The sequence below is a fragment of the uncultured Bifidobacterium sp. genome (genome assembly GCF_959020145.1).
Lineage (GTDB): Bacteria > Actinomycetota > Actinomycetes > Actinomycetales > Bifidobacteriaceae > Bifidobacterium.
Genome location: NZ_CAUEQY010000002.1, coordinates 107960 through 123480 on the forward strand (window position 1 = coordinate 107960; position 15521 = coordinate 123480).

General features: G+C 60.0%; 14 protein-coding genes, 2 tRNA genes and 1 pseudogene. 13 read left to right on the forward strand and 4 right to left on the reverse strand.

Annotated features, from left to right (window positions below):
• Positions 1-146 precede the first annotated feature (146 nt).
• The 7 genes from pyrB to pyrE are packed head-to-tail and all read left to right on the forward strand — an operon-like array spanning position 147 to position 6453.
• Entirely contained in the window at positions 147-1109 is a 963-nt protein-coding gene (pyrB, locus tag Q5H33_RS01415) for an aspartate carbamoyltransferase (protein WP_171024943.1), read from the forward strand.
• Complete coding sequence (locus Q5H33_RS01420) at positions 1109-1528, forward strand: aspartate carbamoyltransferase regulatory subunit (RefSeq protein ID WP_003809368.1); 420 nt, start codon at positions 1109-1111, stop codon at positions 1526-1528. The genes pyrB and Q5H33_RS01420 overlap by 1 nt, the downstream gene beginning before the upstream one ends.
• 4 nt (positions 1529-1532) lie before the next feature.
• The gene (locus Q5H33_RS01425; RefSeq protein ID WP_003809366.1) at positions 1533-2951 is read left to right on the forward strand and encodes a dihydroorotase; all 1419 of its coding nucleotides are present in this window, start codon (positions 1533-1535) and stop codon (positions 2949-2951) included.
• Positions 2951-3913 (forward strand): orotidine-5'-phosphate decarboxylase, encoded by a 963-nt coding sequence (gene pyrF / locus Q5H33_RS01430; RefSeq protein WP_003809364.1) that lies wholly within the window; start codon positions 2951-2953, stop codon positions 3911-3913. The genes Q5H33_RS01425 and pyrF overlap by 1 nt, the downstream gene beginning before the upstream one ends.
• Before the next feature lie 39 nt (positions 3914-3952).
• Positions 3953-4771 (forward strand): dihydroorotate dehydrogenase electron transfer subunit, encoded by an 819-nt coding sequence (locus Q5H33_RS01435; protein ID WP_011743303.1) that lies wholly within the window; start codon positions 3953-3955, stop codon positions 4769-4771.
• 2 nt (positions 4772-4773) lie between these two features.
• Positions 4774-5721, forward strand: a complete 948-nt coding sequence (locus tag Q5H33_RS01440; protein WP_011743304.1) for a dihydroorotate dehydrogenase — start codon at positions 4774-4776, stop codon at positions 5719-5721.
• Positions 5722-5757: 36 nt separating this feature from the next.
• Positions 5758-6453: an orotate phosphoribosyltransferase gene (pyrE, locus tag Q5H33_RS01445; RefSeq protein WP_003809359.1), complete on the forward strand. Its 696-nt coding sequence runs from the start codon at positions 5758-5760 to the stop codon at positions 6451-6453.
• 122 nt (positions 6454-6575) lie between these two features.
• On the opposite strand, the gene Q5H33_RS01450 is transcribed toward pyrE, so the two are convergent.
• Together Q5H33_RS01450 and Q5H33_RS01455 are read right to left on the reverse strand one after the other, a co-directional pair.
• Positions 6576-7499 carry a LysR family transcriptional regulator gene (locus tag Q5H33_RS01450; RefSeq protein WP_033499525.1) on the reverse strand — a complete coding sequence of 308 codons (924 nt, stop codon included), beginning with the start codon at positions 7497-7499 and terminating at the stop codon, positions 6576-6578.
• Positions 7500-7660: 161 nt separating this feature from the next.
• Complete coding sequence (locus Q5H33_RS01455) at positions 7661-8296, reverse strand: HAD family phosphatase (RefSeq protein ID WP_021913284.1); 636 nt, start codon at positions 8294-8296, stop codon at positions 7661-7663.
• A 275-nt stretch (positions 8297-8571) separates the two neighbouring features.
• Between Q5H33_RS01455 and Q5H33_RS01460 the strand changes: the two are divergent.
• Together Q5H33_RS01460 and Q5H33_RS08395 are read left to right on the forward strand one after the other, a co-directional pair.
• Positions 8572-8955: pseudogene (locus Q5H33_RS01460) on the forward strand (ATP-binding cassette domain-containing protein); the annotation flags it as partial.
• 841 nt (positions 8956-9796) lie between these two features.
• Complete coding sequence (locus Q5H33_RS08395) at positions 9797-11329, forward strand: ABC transporter permease (RefSeq protein WP_308286019.1); 1533 nt, start codon at positions 9797-9799, stop codon at positions 11327-11329.
• A 15-nt stretch (positions 11330-11344) separates the two neighbouring features.
• Here Q5H33_RS08395 and Q5H33_RS01470 read toward each other — a convergent pair whose 3' ends face one another.
• A complete protein-coding gene (locus tag Q5H33_RS01470) occupies positions 11345-13120 on the reverse strand; it encodes a bifunctional ADP-dependent NAD(P)H-hydrate dehydratase/NAD(P)H-hydrate epimerase (protein ID WP_124917189.1) in 1776 nt (591 codons plus the stop codon).
• A gap of 106 nt (positions 13121-13226) precedes the next feature.
• Here Q5H33_RS01470 and Q5H33_RS01475 point away from each other — a divergent pair, with 106 nt between their 5' ends.
• The 3 genes from Q5H33_RS01475 (at position 13227) to Q5H33_RS01485 (ending at position 14199) form a co-directional block, all read left to right on the forward strand.
• Positions 13227-13928, forward strand: coding sequence for an ABC transporter ATP-binding protein (locus Q5H33_RS01475; RefSeq protein WP_003809341.1), 702 nt, complete (start codon positions 13227-13229; stop codon positions 13926-13928).
• Between the two features lie 98 nt (positions 13929-14026).
• Positions 14027-14099, forward strand: a tRNA-Asn gene (locus Q5H33_RS01480).
• A 27-nt stretch (positions 14100-14126) separates the two neighbouring features.
• Positions 14127-14199 (forward strand) — tRNA-Asn (locus Q5H33_RS01485).
• A gap of 57 nt (positions 14200-14256) precedes the next feature.
• Here the strand turns inward: Q5H33_RS01485 and Q5H33_RS01490 are convergent.
• Entirely contained in the window at positions 14257-14634 is a 378-nt protein-coding gene (locus Q5H33_RS01490) for a hypothetical protein (RefSeq protein WP_003809340.1), read from the reverse strand.
• 174 nt (positions 14635-14808) lie between these two features.
• Between Q5H33_RS01490 and Q5H33_RS01495 the strand changes: the two genes are divergently transcribed.
• Positions 14809-15432: a M23 family metallopeptidase gene (locus tag Q5H33_RS01495; RefSeq protein WP_011743162.1), complete on the forward strand. Its 624-nt coding sequence runs from the start codon at positions 14809-14811 to the stop codon at positions 15430-15432.
• Positions 15433-15521 lie beyond the last annotated feature (89 nt).

The following is a 15521-nucleotide window of genomic DNA, read 5'->3' on the forward strand; positions in this document are numbered from 1 at the left end:
GGCGCTCGGTGAACACGCGGTGAACGCTCCGGGTCAGTGTTTCGGGCTATAGTTGGCTAGGTCACTTTCAGTGGCCACCTTCAACCACAAGTTGCATGAAAGGTGAGCCGTTGTCCTCAGTACTCGAACCGGCGGTCGAAACGCCGATGGTCGGAAAAAGCGTCATCACTCTCGATGATCTTTCCATTCGTCAGATTCAGGAAATGCTGCACAAAGCGCAGTACATCGATTCCCATCGTAAAGAAGTGGCACACACCTGCGAAGGCAGGGTGCTTGCCACTTTGTTTTATGAGCCGAGCACGCGCACGCGTCTGAGTTTCGAAACCGCCATGCTGCGCCTCGGCGGCAAGGTGATCGGTTTCGCCGGCGCCCAGCTCGCCTCCGTCACCAAGGGCGAGACGATCGCCGACACGTTGAAGACGGTGTCCAACTACGTCGACGTGGTGGCCATCCGCCATCCGAAGGAAGGCGCCGCGCTGGTCGCATCCCGCGCCGCCTCCGTGCCGGTCATCAACGCGGGCGACGGCGGACACATGCATCCGACGCAGACGCTCGCCGACCTGGCCACGCTTCAATCGCGCTTCGGCCGTGTCACCAACCTGACCGTCGGCCTGTGCGGCGATCTGACCTTCGGCCGCACCGTGCACTCCCTGATCGAAACACTGTGCCGCTTCGGCAACGTCAACTTCGTGCTCATCAGCCCCGACGAGCTCAAGACCCCGCAGTACGTGCTTGACCGCATCAACGCCACCGAATCCTGCTCCTACACCGAAGTCAAGGATCTGGTCTCCGTCATCGGCGATCTTGACGTGCTGTACATGACCCGCGTGCAGAAAGAACGTTTCTTCAACGAGGACGATTATCTGCGTCTGCGTGACACCTACATCCTCGACGAAGCCAAGATGGCGTACGCCAAGAAGGACATGGCCGTGCTGCACCCGCTGCCGCGCGTCAACGAAATCGCCGTGGAAGTCGACGACGATCCGCGTGCAGCCTACTTCGAACAGGTCAAGAACGGTATGCTCATGCGCATGGCATTGGAAAGCTCGGTGGTCGGTGACGAACTGCCGGGATACGAACCGCTCGCAGCCAAGGAGGTTGAAGCCTGATGGAAGTCACCAGCATTCAGAACGGCATCATCATCGATCACGTGCCCGCCGGAACCGCGCTCAAGGTACTTGAGTATCTGAAGATCGACCCGTCCAAAACCAAGCTCGCGTTGATCATGAACACCGACAGCCACATGTACGGCACGAAGGACATCATCAAAATCGAGGATGAGACCGAATCCATCGACCTCGACGTGCTCGGCCTCGTGGCGCGCACCGCGACCGTCGGCATCGTCCGCGGCGGCAAAATCGTCGAAAAGAAGAAGCCGACCCTGCCGGAACATGTCGTCAACATCATCAAATGCGTGAACCCGCGCTGCGTCACCACCACCGAGCCTGCGGTGCAGATGTTCCATCTGGTGCATTCCGACCGTCAGGAATACCGTTGCGACTACTGCGACGAGGAAGCGAAGTTCTGAAATCATGACCCTCACCCTTCACGACATCAAGGTCTGGAACACCGGCGAAGTCATTGACCTCGTCGTCCCCTCCGACACGGACGCGTCCGTGGACGCCTCGGCGATGACCATCGCCCCCGGATTCGAAGACCCGCACGTGCATTTCCGCGATCCCGGACAGACCTACAAGGAGTCCATGATCTCCGGCTGCGCGGCGGCGGCATCCGGCGGATACACGAACGTGCTCATCATGCCAAACACCGTGCCGGCCATGGATGGCGTGAAGGTGGAGGCCGGCCAGCCGGGCGCCTCCGAAGTGCTCGACGCCGAATACGACACGGTCATCGATTACCTGCAGCATTACGAGGCCGCTCATGGCGTGAAACTGCCGGTGCGCTACGACCTATGCGTATGCGCCTCAAAGGGGCGTGCCGGCCATGAGGCCACCGAAGTGGCCGACTGGATCGGCTACCTGCCCGAACATGGCGACGAGCATAAGGACGCCTACCAGCTGGCGCATCCGGTGACCGCCATCAGCGATGACGGTTCCGCGGTGACCCCCAGCATTCTCGAACAGGTGTTCGAAAACGTCAAGGAGTCGGGACTGTACCTCATCGAGCATTGCGAACACCACGACACCGGCGCGGTCAATGACGGTCCGGTGTCCCGCAAGCTTGGCGTTCCAGGCATTCCGGAGGACACGGAACTCAAAATCGTCGAACGCGACATTGACATGTCCCGCAAAACCGGCGTGCACGTGCACTTCCAGCACGTCAGCACCGCGATCTCCTTCGACGCCATCCGCAAAGCCAAGGCCGAAGGACTTCCGATCACCTGCGAGACCGCGCCGCATTACATCGCATTGAACGACGAGGCGCTGCTTAAGTACGGCACTTTGGCCAAAATGAACCCGCCGCTGCGCTCCGAAGCGGACCGCCAGGCCACCATCGCAGCCGTCGCCGACGGCACGGTCGATTTGTTGGCCACCGACCATGCGCCCCACACCATGGAAGAGAAGGAACTCGGCTTCCTCGACGCGCCCAACGGCATCATCGGGCTGGAATGCGCATACGGCGTCTGCCACAAGGTACTTGTCGACGGCGGATTCATTTCCGACGAACGTCTCATCGAACTCATGTCCACCGGTCCGGCCGAACTCATGGGCCACGACAAAACGGACATCACGGCGGTGCTCGACGACTACGCCGACGCCGTGCCGGGAGACGACGACACCAAGCGCGTGCTTGATCTGGGCCGCGTGCCCGAAAGCGACCAGGTGGATCTCGTGGTGCTGAACACCGGAGAGGAATGGACCGTCGACCCGGAGAAGTTCCACTCCTCGGCACGTAACACCCCATTCGGCGGATGGCAGGTCACCGGCCGGCCGCTCGCCACCATCATCGGCTCGAAGCTGGCCTTCAGCCGCATCGACAAGGAGGACTGATGGACCGTCTGATCGAAGCCATCGAAGACAAGCAGAATCCAAGCGTCGTGGGACTCGACCCCACCGAAGCGCTGGTGCCGAAGCAGGTCGTGGCCAGCTTCGCCGAGGAAATCGCCGAACAGGTGGAGGATCCGACGGAAGCGCCGGCAGCCCAACTGTCCGTCGCCTTCTTCGAATTCAACCGCGCCATCATCGACGCAGTAGCCGACATCGTCCCGGCCGTCAAACCGCAGATCGCCATGTATGAGGCGCTCGGACCAGCCGGCATCGACGCCTACAGCATGACCTGCGAATACGCCAAACAGCAGGGACTGTACGTCCTCGGCGACGTCAAGCGCGGCGACATCGGCTCCACCGCAGCCGCCTACGCCCACCATCTGAGCGGTGTGAACGCGGGGGAGCGCGCTTTCGACCCGTGGCATGAGGACGCGGTCACCGTGAACCCCTACCTCGGCACCGACGGCATCACCCCGTTCGTCGAAGCCGCCACTGGTGCCGACAAGGACATCTTCGTACTGGTACGCACCTCCAATCCATCCAGCAGCGAACTGCAGGAACTCGAACTCGCCTCAGGCGAGCGCGTGTACGAGCATATCGCCGGCCTCGTGGAAGGCTGGGGAGCCGAAACCATCGGCGCGAACGGGTATTCCCGTGTCGGCGCGGTGGTCGGAGCCACCCATCCCGAGGAAGGCAAGGCGTTGCGGGCGCGCATGCCGCACACGTTCTTCCTGGTCCCCGGTTACGGCGCGCAGGGCGGTACCGCCCAAGGCGTGGCCGGCATGTTCGACAAAGACGGCATGGGCGCGCTCGTCAATTCGTCGCGTGGCATCATCGGAGCCTGGAAGAAGTCCGGCAAATACAGCGAATCCATGAGCGCAGACGATGCGCTCGACTTGGTCGCCGAATCGGCGCGCGAGGCCGCGAAGGACATGCGCGACAATCTGCGCGCGGTACTGCCGTAAGCTACCAGAACAATCGAACGAAACACAGGAAAGGGAGTCATGACCGCCGCAGCAACGTTCATGCCGACCGTCGGCCAGGCGAGGGAAGCGGGATTCTTCCCCAGCAGGCACACGGTCGAAATCGTCGACAACCGCATGCTGGCCGATGGCGTGTACCGATTGACATTCCGCGACGAATTCATCGCGGGACATGCCAAGCCGGCGCAGTTCGTCGACGTGTATTCCAACAATCCGAGCAGACTGATGCCCCGCCCGTTCGGCGTGGCCGAAGTGGATGGCGATGAGGTGAGCCTTATCTTCGCCGTCGTCGGCAAAGGCACCGCCGAATTCTCCGAATTGCGTGCGGGCGACACCATTCGGGTGATGGGTCCTCTCGGCAACTCCTTCAACACCAAGGAGAACGCGAACTACGTGCTGGTGGCCGGCGGTCTCGGCGTGCCGCCGCTGGTGCGCGCCGCGCAGGCCATCGCCGAATCGGAGGGGTCGACGAGCACCGCGGTGTTCGGATACCGCAACGTGCGTTTCGGAGACGGATACGTCGGCCGGTACGCGGACAAGACATACAGCATCGACGAATCCGAAGGCAATGTCGTAACGCTCCTTGACCGTATTGAAAATGAACTGGTGAACGGCGAGCTGAAGCCGGTCATCCTCTCATGCGGGCCGTTGCCGATGATGAAGGCCGTCGCCGCATGGGCGGCGAAACGCGGCATCGAGGCACAGCTGAGCTTGGAACAGCGCATGGGCTGCGGATACGGCACATGCGTGCTGTGCACCGTCGACACCGCCGAAGGACGATTGAAGGTCTGCTCGGACGGACCTGTGTTCACCCGCGAACAATTGGGATGGGGGGAGTGAGCATGACCGCAGAACAACATGCGAACCTGTACGAACAGCACGAATGGAAGCATCCCACCCAGGTGGCTGGTATCCCGTGGAAGAATCCGGTGGCGACCGCTTCCGGCACGTTCCAATATGCTGCCGTGCGCTGGTTCTATGACGTGAGCCAGCTGGGCGCCGTCACCACCAAAGGCGTGTCTCCGGTGCCATGGGAAGGCAATCCTGGCATCCGTACTGCGGAAGGCCCCTCCAGCAACATCAACGCCGTCGGCCTGCAGAATCCCGGCGTGGACCATTACCTTGAGGACGATCTGCCGAAACTCAAGGCCATCAACGCCACCGTCATCGCCAACGTCGCCGGACACTGCGACGACGACTACGCGGAAGTCGTGTCCAAGCTCGACGATTCCCCGGCCGACATGCTGGAAATCAACGTGAGCTGTCCGAACGTGTCCGCAGGCGGCATGAGCGTCGGCACCGACCCGGTGGCTTTGAGCCGCCTCATCACCAGACTGCGCAAGCTCACCGACAAGAAGATGATCGTCAAACTCACCCCGAACGTCACCGACATCACCGTGCCGGCACGAGCCGCGGTGGAAAGCGGAGCCGACGCATTGAGCCTGATCAACACGCTGCTCGGCATGCGCATCAACATCCGCACCGGCGAGCCGGTCATCACGCACGTCACCGGCGGCGTGTCCGGCCCGGCCGTCCTGCCGGTCGGACTGGCTGCGGTATGGCGCGTGCGCGCCGCATTGCCAGAAATACCGATCATCGGCATCGGAGGCATCGACTCCGGCGAGACCGCGCTCGAATACCTGTATGCCGGCGCCAACGCCGTCGAAGTCGGCGCGGCCGCATTGTTCGAGCCGACCGCGCCGCTGCGCGTGGCCCGCGAACTCGACGATCTGCTCGACGAACGTCCCGAACTCGCCGACAAGCTCGCCAAAGGCGAGACCTGGCGCTGAAATTTCGTAATCGATCAATGTAAGGAGAACAAGCAAATGACCGCATCGCTCGACCATCGTTTCACCGAGTTCCTGCTGGAATCGCAGGCGTTGAAATTCGGCGAGTTCACATTGAAGTCCGGCCGCAAGTCGCCGTACTTCATCAACGCCGGCGCATTCAACGACGGACGCAAGATCGCCCGTCTCGGCGCGTTCTACGCCGAGAAGATTGTCGAGGAGATCGAGGCGGGCAACCTGCCCAAGGACATCGACACCGTGTTCGGCCCTGCCTACAAGGGCATCCCGCTGGGCGTGTCCACCGCCATCGCGCTGACGTCCGCCCATGGCATGGAGGTCGGCTACACCTTCGACCGCAAGGAGAAGAAGGACCATGGCGACGGCGGCATGATGGTCGGCACGCAGCTTGCGGACGGCATGAAGGTCCTGCTCGTCGACGACGTGATGACCGCCGGCACCGCTGTGCGCGAGGTCATCCCGAAGCTCAAGGCCGAGGCGAACGTCGAGGTCATCGGCCTGGTACTGAGCGTGGACCGCATGGAGAAGACCAAGGATTCCGACACGTCCGCGGTGAAGGCCGTCGAAGCCGAATTCGGCTTCCCGGTGTTCGCCATCGCCAACGTGAAGGAGATCTTCGAAGCCGGCCAGCACATCCAGAACGCCGACGGCACCCCGTACGTCACACCGGAGATCAAGGCCGCCGCCGACGCGTACCTGGAACAGTACGGCGCCTGACTGCGGCGTTCGCGCTGAACCGCGCTCATCGGCTGTCATAGTCGTCTCGGATATGACAGAAAGGCACTGTGCTGCTTTCGGGCAGTACAGTGCCTTTTCGTTGTGGTTCCTCTGTTCCGGGGTCAGTCGATGAGCGTGTAGCCGTGGCTGGCGACCACCGACTTGAGCTTCTCCAAGTACGTTTCGGCGGCCTTGGACAGCTTCGCGCGCTCATTGGTGATCCATCCGACAAGCATCGTCTCATCGGTGTCGAGCGGCACGGTGACGATCTTCTCGTTGTTGAGATCGCCGTTGTCGATGCCGGTGCACACCGTGTAGCCGTTCAGGCCGATGATGAAGTTCAGAATCGTGGCGCGGTCGGTCACGTTGATCTGCTTGGGGGAGTACTCCGGCCAGACGGCCTCCTCCGCGAAGAAGAAGCTGCCTTCCTCGCCCTGCTCGTATTGGATGAACGGGAACGGCTTCAGATCGTCCATGGTGACCTTCTTCTTGCCGGCCAGCGGATTGTCGCGCGAGATGAACACGTGCAACGGCGCGCGGAACAGCGGATGGAACTCGAGATGCTTCTCGCGCAGCAGCTTGCCGATCACGTCCTTGTTGAAGTCGGACAGGTAGATGATGCCGATCTCCGAAAGCATGTTCGCCACCTGGTTGATGATGTCCTTCGTGCGGGTCTCGCGGATGGTGAACTCGTATTCGTCGGACTTGGTGGAGTCGATCATCTCCACGAACGCCTCCACGGCGAACATGTAATGCTGCGTGGACACGGAGCACAGCTGTTTGCGGGGTTTCGCGTTCTTGTACCGTTCCTCCAGCAGTGACGCCTGATCGAGGACCTGACGCGCGTAGGTGAGGAATTCCGCGCCGTCCACGGTCAACGCGATGCCTTGGGAGGAACGGGTGAAGATCTCGATGCCGAGCTCGTTCTCAAGCTCCTTCACCGAGGAGCTCAACGCGGGCTGGGATACGTACAGCTCGTGCGAGGCCTCGTTCATGGAGCCGCATTCCACTATTTTGACGATGTATTTCAGCTGAAGGAGGGTCATAACGCCCATTTATACCAGCGTCGCTTTACGAAACGACGATTTATAGCGCTTCGTTTTGCATAGTGGACACGCGGTCGGTGGATGTGCGGCCTACAGCGGACGATGATATGGGCGCATGGCCGAGGCCCGTTCCGCGGGACGCAGGCGTACGTCCGCCGCGCTCACACGCGCACGCCCAAGGATTCCAGGTCCCTGCGCGCCTGGTCGGCGTCGACGAAACGGAAGGCGTGCATGCCGGCCGACCGCGCCCCGGCGACGTTCTTCGCGGTGTCGTCGAGGAACACGCTGCTCTCGGGGCTTAGGCCGAAACGGCTCATCGCCAGTTCGTAGATGTCGGCGTTCGGCTTGTGCATCTTCTCCACGCCGGAGACGACGGTGCCCTGCAGCAGTTCGGCAAGCTGCGGGAACTTCTCGAATGCGAAATGGAACGTCTCATGGGACCAATTCGTCAATCCCCACACGCCATAGCCGGCCGCCTTCAGATCGCGCAGCAGCCGCTCCATGCCGGGCAGCATGCGTGGCAGCGCGTCGTCGTAATGCGCGATGTAATAACGGAAGATCCCGGCGACGCGTTCTCCCTGCTCGGCCACCACATCGGGCCATATCGAATCGAAGTCCTCCCCGGCGTCCATACGGTCCTCGTATCCGAAGAAGCCGCAGGGGTCGTCGTCGGCGCAGATGCGGTCGACGGTCGCGTCGTCGAATCTGCCTTCAAGGCATGCCCGTGTCCGCCAATCCAGCAACACTCCGCAGAAATCGAAAACGACGTCGGTGATGGTCGGAACTGCAACGGTCATCGGGAAACCCTTCTTGTAGCGTGCGTCTGTCTTCCGCCAGTGTACCGTACCCATGTTCGTGAAGGACGTTTTCGTCTTCGCGTGCGGCGTTTCCTGAAAGTCATTGGGGCGGAAAGGCTCGCTTGGGTTTTTGAAAAAGGCTAATCTAGACGTTTTCGGAGATTGTGATGATTGTCATGCCGACCATTTCGAACATACAATCAATCCGAAATTAAATCAACATGTTGTCTGAATAGACGGGTGTCCTAGTGGAAAGCATTAGGAAGGGGCCGACGATGGCATATATCGAAATGGTGCACAGCTTCAAGCGCTACCATATGGGCGACATCACAATCACCGCCAACAACGATGTGAGTTTCGGCATCGAACGCGGCGAGCTTGCGATCATTCTGGGATCATCCGGAGCCGGCAAATCGACGGTGCTCAACATCCTGGGCGGCATGGACACGAATTCCGAAGGCAAGGTCATCATCGACGGCGTCGACATCTCGGACTTCAACGCGAAGCAACTGACCGATTACCGGCGCAACAACATCGGATTCGTGTTTCAGTTCTACAATCTGGTGGCCAACCTCACCGCCAAGGAGAACGTGGAACTCGCCTCCGAACTCGTCAAGAACGCGGCCGATCCAGTGCAGACGCTGGTCGATGTGGGACTTGGCGGCCGCGGCCCAGCTGGCCACGGCGCAAGCGCAACTGGCCTCGGCCAACGCGTCGGTCGCCTCCGGACAGACGCAACTGCAGGCGGCACGGACGCAACTGGCTCAAGGACAGAACCAGCTCTCCGATTCATGGAACCAGCTGGCGAACGGCAAAACGCAGCTGGACGCGGCGCGAGAACAACTCGAAACAAGCAAAACCGTGCTCGACAAAGTCGGCGCGACGCTCGGCAAATGGGAACAGACCGGCATCACCGGCAAACTCTACGAACAAATACGCGGCAAATACGACATGGCGATCAACCAGTACAACGAAGCCTGCGCCGAATACAACAGACAGCTGAACGCCTACAATGCGGGACTGCAACAATACCAGAACGCCGTAGCGCGGCTCGACCAAGGTTCGCAGGCGTATCGGAGCAATGCGGACAATCTCGCACAGGCATCCAAACAGATAGCCGAAAAACAAAACGAGCTCGGCAAAGCGGTGTCGCAGGCCGGCAAGCAAGTCGCAGACGGCGTCACGCAGCTTATCCAAGGCCAGAGGGACATCGACAAGGCCGAAACGGAATACCAGAGCAAACTCGCCGAATTCAACGCGCAGAAGCCCGAAGCCGAACGCAAGATATCCGAAGCCGAACGGCAGATAACCCTCGCCGAGGAGAAGATCGACAATCTCACCGTCCCGGCCTATTCCGTCAGCGGCCGCCGCGAAGGCCTGACCTCGCAAGGCTACTGCGTGTACATGGTCATCGAAGGCATCGTGGCGAAACTGGCGGACATCTTCCCGATCTTCCTCTACTTCGTCGCGGCGCTCGTCACCTTCAGCACCATGGGACGCATGGTGGACGAGGAACGCACCAATTCCGGAACGTTGAAGGCGCTCGGCTACGGCAACGCGGATGTGATGCTCAAATTCACCGTATACGGATTCGCCGCATCCACCCTGGGCACATGCATCGGCGTGCTCGCCGGCCACACGCTGCTGCCGCTTATCGTCGCCCACGCATACAGCGCGGGATTCACCATGCCGGACATCATGCTCAAATTCCACCCCTGGATCACCATGGCCGCATTCGCACTTGCATGGATAAGCGCCGTCGTGCCGGCATGGCTGGCCGCGTCCAAGGAACTGCGCGAAAAACCGGCGAGCCTACTGCTGCCCAAGCCGCCGGCCAAAGGCTCGAAAATTCTTTTGGAACATTTCCCACCACTATGGAACCGTCTGAATTTCACACACAAAGTGACCGCCCGTAACATCTTCCGATACAAAACACGCATGTTCATGACGATCTTCGGCGTATGCGGAGCGGTATCCCTGCTGACGGCCGGCCTCGCCGTTCAATCCTCGATCGGACAGATAGGAAACCGACAGTTCGAGGAACTCATCCACTACGACCTGATCGTCGCCGAGGAATCCGACACCAACAGCGCGCAACGCGAGGAAATCGCCACGACGCTGAAGGGCAAAACCGTCCAATCCTCGACAGCGGTGCGCTACGAGGAACTGTCGAAAACCGCAGGCAAGGAGAACGATAAGCAGTCGATCACCCTGCTGGCCACCGACGACGCATACAACTTCAACGAATACCTGACATTACGCGACCGCAAAACACACCAACCACAGATACTGGTCAACAATGGCGCGGTAATCTCCGAACGGCTCGCCGAAATGCTCAACGTCTCGGTCGGCGACACCTTCACGGTAAACGACGAAAACGGCGCGCAACGCACCATCAAAGTCGCCGGCATCAGCGAAATGTACATCGGCCATTTCATATTCATGAACGCGCAATGCTACGAACACGTGTTCGGCGACCAGTACAGCACAAACGCATACATGGTCAGACTGAAAGACCACAGCAACGCCAACACGGAACGCCAAGGCGCCAAATTCATGAAACTGGCCGCCGTGCGCGGCGTCGTGCAGAACACGACGCAGAAGAACATGGTGTCCACAATCGTGGGATCGCTCAACCAGATCATGGAAGTGCTGATTCTCGTGGCCGTGCTGCTGGCCGTGGTGATCCTCTACGACCTGACCAACCTCAACGTGTCGGAACGCATACGCGAGCTATCCACGATCAAAGTGCTCGGCTTCCACACCAGCGAGACCACGATGTACATCTACCGCGAAACGATCCTGCTGTCACTGCTGGGCATACTCGCCGGATACGGCTTCGGAGAATGGCTGCACCGATACATCATCACCGAAGTGCCACCCGACGAAGTCATGTTCGACCCCGCCATCAGCTGGATCGCATTGGCGGCCCCGGCCATCGTCGTGGCCGTGGTACTAGCCGTGCTCGGCTGGATCGTATACCGCCAGCTCGAAACGGTGGACATGCTCGAAGCACTGAAATCAGTGGAATGACCCTCCACGAAACGGTCAGCGGAGCAGCTCGCCAAAAGCCCGGGGAACAGCCGCGACGACATCACCGGCAACAATCGGATGCCCGATCGCGCTCGCCGGAGTCTTGCCCGCATGCCCATACAGATGCGGACGATGCCATCCGCGCTGCTCCGACCCGCTGGCCATCGCGCCGGCAAGCCCATGCATATACGCGGCGGCCGCGGCGACCTCCGGAACCAAAGCCGGATCGTCGGACAGCATGTCGTCCTGCTGCGCCAGCAACGCGCCCAACACGCCGGCCAACACATCGCCCGAACCGGCGGTGGCCATCCAGGCAGGCGCGCGCCCGGACAGGATGATCCGCGTGTTCCCATCTCCATCAGCTCCAACCACAATGGTGACCGCGCCCTTAAGCAGCACCGTGGCCCCCGTAAGCTCATGCGCGCGCAACGCCGCCCGCAATGGCCGGGCCTCCACCCACTGCCTGGAAACAACATCGGCCATATCGGCATCCAACCGATTCAGCAATGCGGCCAATTCGCCGGCATGCGGAGTGATAACGACCTGCGGCACAACATGGCACGGCAGCAAATCCAACGCGCCGGCATCAACCACAATGGGAGGCATGCCCTCCGCCCGCTCGTTCCGCGAGCCATCGCCATCCTCCAACGCGTAATGATCCAGCAGCGCGGCAATGGTCGCACGCTGCATGTCATCACCGGAAGCAACGTCACCCTCGGCGGGCACACCGGATCCAACCACCCACGACTGCACCCGGCCCTTGCCCAACACAGCCTCCGGCAACACGGCCAATATCATATCCTGCGCACGCTGTGGCCCCAGATAACGCACCATGCCCACATTCGCGCACGCCGCGGCCCTCGCCGACAACACGGCAGCACCCGGATACCGCGCCGAACCAGTCACCAAACCAACCACTCCACGCGAATACTTGCCATCCGCAAGAGACGGAAGACGAACCGAATCCGCCACAAAATCGCCATCCGTCATCTCGGCAAACGGAACAGCATCATCGACATCGAAACCGAAATCGACCAACGTGATCCGTCCGCAAGCATACGAAGCCGGCGGCACCATCGCACACGGCTTCATCGCACCGAACGTCACCGTCACATCCGCAGGAATATACGGCCCCGGCAACGAACCATCATCAACACCCACACCCGACGGCGCATCGACGGCCACCACCAACGGCAAATCAGCGGAAGGGTCATTGTTCGGCAACGCAGGCTTGTCCGGCAACACGCCATCCATACCCAAAGACGAAGCCAACGTGCCAGCGACACCACGCAACGCGCCGACCACGCCAATCCCCGTCATAGCATCAAGCACCACATGCGCACCCCGCGCACACTCGACCGCAGCCTGCAGCCGCTCACCAGCCTCACCCGCGGAAAAACCAGACGTGCACCCAGAAATATCAGCCGCCGGATCCAACACCAACACACGCCCACCCGCACGAACAAACGCCCTAAACGCATCCTCATGCAACGAACGGCCAACAGCAACCGCGGTAACCTGCGCACCCTCACGCGCCAACTCAGCCCCCGCATACAAGCCATCGCCACCATTGTCCCCAGCGCCAGCCAACACCGTGACCCGCGCATCCTCAACATCCAAATCCTCATCATCAAGCAACGACAACGTCACACGAGCCACCGCAGAAGCAGCCATACGCATCAACGGCACACCATCATCCAACAAAGGACGCTCCAACTGCCGGACAACATCGGCGGAATAGGAACTATACAACAACGTCTGCAAACGGTCGGCATCATCGGAGACATCCATGGAAAATCCTTTCCCTCGGCGTGGAACCACAAACACCACTTTAGTCGTATATTAAAAACAACAAACAAAAACGGCATGGACGCCAAACAAGAAAACGGAGCGGAACATGGCATACATCGAAATGAAAAACAGCACCAAGCTCTACCACATGGGATCCACCACCATCACCGCCAACGACAACGTCTCCTTCACCATCGAACAAGGCGAACTCGCCATCATCCTCGGCGCATCCGGCGCAGGCAAATCAACAGTGCTCAACATCCTAGGAGGCATGGACGCCAACACCTCAGGACAAGTAATCATCGACGGCAAAGACATCTCCAACTACACACCCAAACAACTCACCGCATACCGCCGCACCGACATCGGCTTCGTATTCCAGTTCTACAACCTCGTCGCCAACCTCACCGCACGCGAAAACGTAGAACTCGCCTCACAAATCGTTCCCGACGCACAAGACGCCCGACAGGCGCTCGCCGACGTAGGGCTTGCGGACCGCGTCGACAATTTTCCCGCGCAGTTGTCGGGCGGCGAGCAGCAGCGTGTGGCGATCGCTCGAGCGGTGGCGAAGAATCCGAAGATTCTGCTGTGTGACGAACCGACCGGCGCGCTTGACTACAACACCGGCAAGCAAGTGCTCCGCATTCTGCAGGACATGAGCCGCAAGAAGGGCGCGACAGTGGTGATCGTGACGCATAATTCTGCGATTGCGCCGATTGCGGACCGTGTAATTCGCATGCATGATGGACGTGTGTCATCGATTGAGGTCAACGAGCATCCGATGGATATCGAAGAGCTTGAATGGTGACGTTGCGACACGCTGTGATACGTATGATTTGCGTAAATGGCTGATTCGTGTAATATATGTGACTTGTGCACGGAAGCTAAGTCTTCCGGTGGGAACATTCCTGCGTAGCTCAGTTGGCAGAGCATCCGACTGTTAATCGGACGGTCACTGGTTCAAGCCCAGTCGCAGGAGCGCAGTTTCGGGTACTCCGGAACATATTCCTGCGTAGCTCAGTTGGCAGAGCATTCGACTGTTAATCGAACGGTCACTGGTTCAAGCCCAGTCGCAGGAGCTTTTTAGCCCTTGGTTTTCCAAGGGCTTTTTTTGTTTCCATAAGAACTTTTCGCTGCTATTCCAACGAATCGAGCACGTCGTCAATGAGTGTGCGGTCGTGTGCCGCATCAGCCTTGAGTCGAGGGAAGCGACGTATGACGTTGTCGGGACTTGCGTTGGCCGCACGTGCCACATTCGATTTTGACTCGCCATGCGCCACGGCGATTTCCGCGAGCCGATCCACTAGCGAATCCGAAACCTGCCGTATTTGCTCGCCAACCCATAACTGGGACAATTCGGGTGAAAGCGTGTAATCGTCCTGCAGCTCGCTTGAAGCCTCCTGAATGGCGGCCCATAGCACCATGAATGGCTTGCGGTAGTAGGCGATGCGTTCCTCGGACGGCTCGCTCTCCAACTGCTGCAATGCCTTGCGTTGCGTAGTGTTGTCACTCATGCGTCCCATCGTATGCCACGTTCGGTGGCGTTTTGGCATGTCATGGCGCGACACGCCCGGCATCTGTGGATAAGTGTTGTTCTCCGACCACAAGGTCGTTCCAAGTCGACGGGCGGTCTTCGAACGTGCCATGATATCGATTCCCCGATAGAGACGCGGACCACAGGAGGCCTCATGAACAAATGGGAATACCGTCGTCGTGTTCGACACAATAAGATGTCCGATGACATTGACAAGCGCAACCGGCACCGGTGCGCCGCGGCGATGGCCGTATGCGTATTGGCGAACATCGCGTTCACGATATGCTGCGCGCAACCTACGGCGTCGGCATACGCGCAATCGGCTGATGACGTGGCGCATGAAGTCGCACAAGCGGCATGCCGCACATCAATGCAGTGGCCTTTGGAGCACGCGCAAGTAATCGGCGAATATGATGCGCCGGCTAAACAATGGTTGCCTGGGCATCGCGGTTTGGATTTGCGTGCACGGCCGCAAGACGCCATCATCGCGCCCGCGGATGGTGTGGTCGCCTTCAGTGGCAAAGTGGCGGGCAAATCCGTGGTAACGCTTCGCCACGGTGCGGAAACGGGAAGCCTGACGTCGACGTTTGAACCCGCGGTCACTACGCGACCGGTCGGGGCCGTCATCGCCAAGGGGGAGCGTTTCGCTCGTGTTGAAGGTGGCTCGGAACATTGCGCCGATGGATGCCTGCATTGGGGCCTCAAGAGCGGAGGACGTGATTATGCGGATCCGTCGGGCAGAGTGAGGTCGATGCGGGTTGAACTGAAACCGTTGTAACGGCCATATCCACGGGTGTTGTCGTTGTCCTGGGGTCGTGGCCTTAAAGAAAAAGTGCGGTATTCCGGCTATAATGCTGTCTGTACATT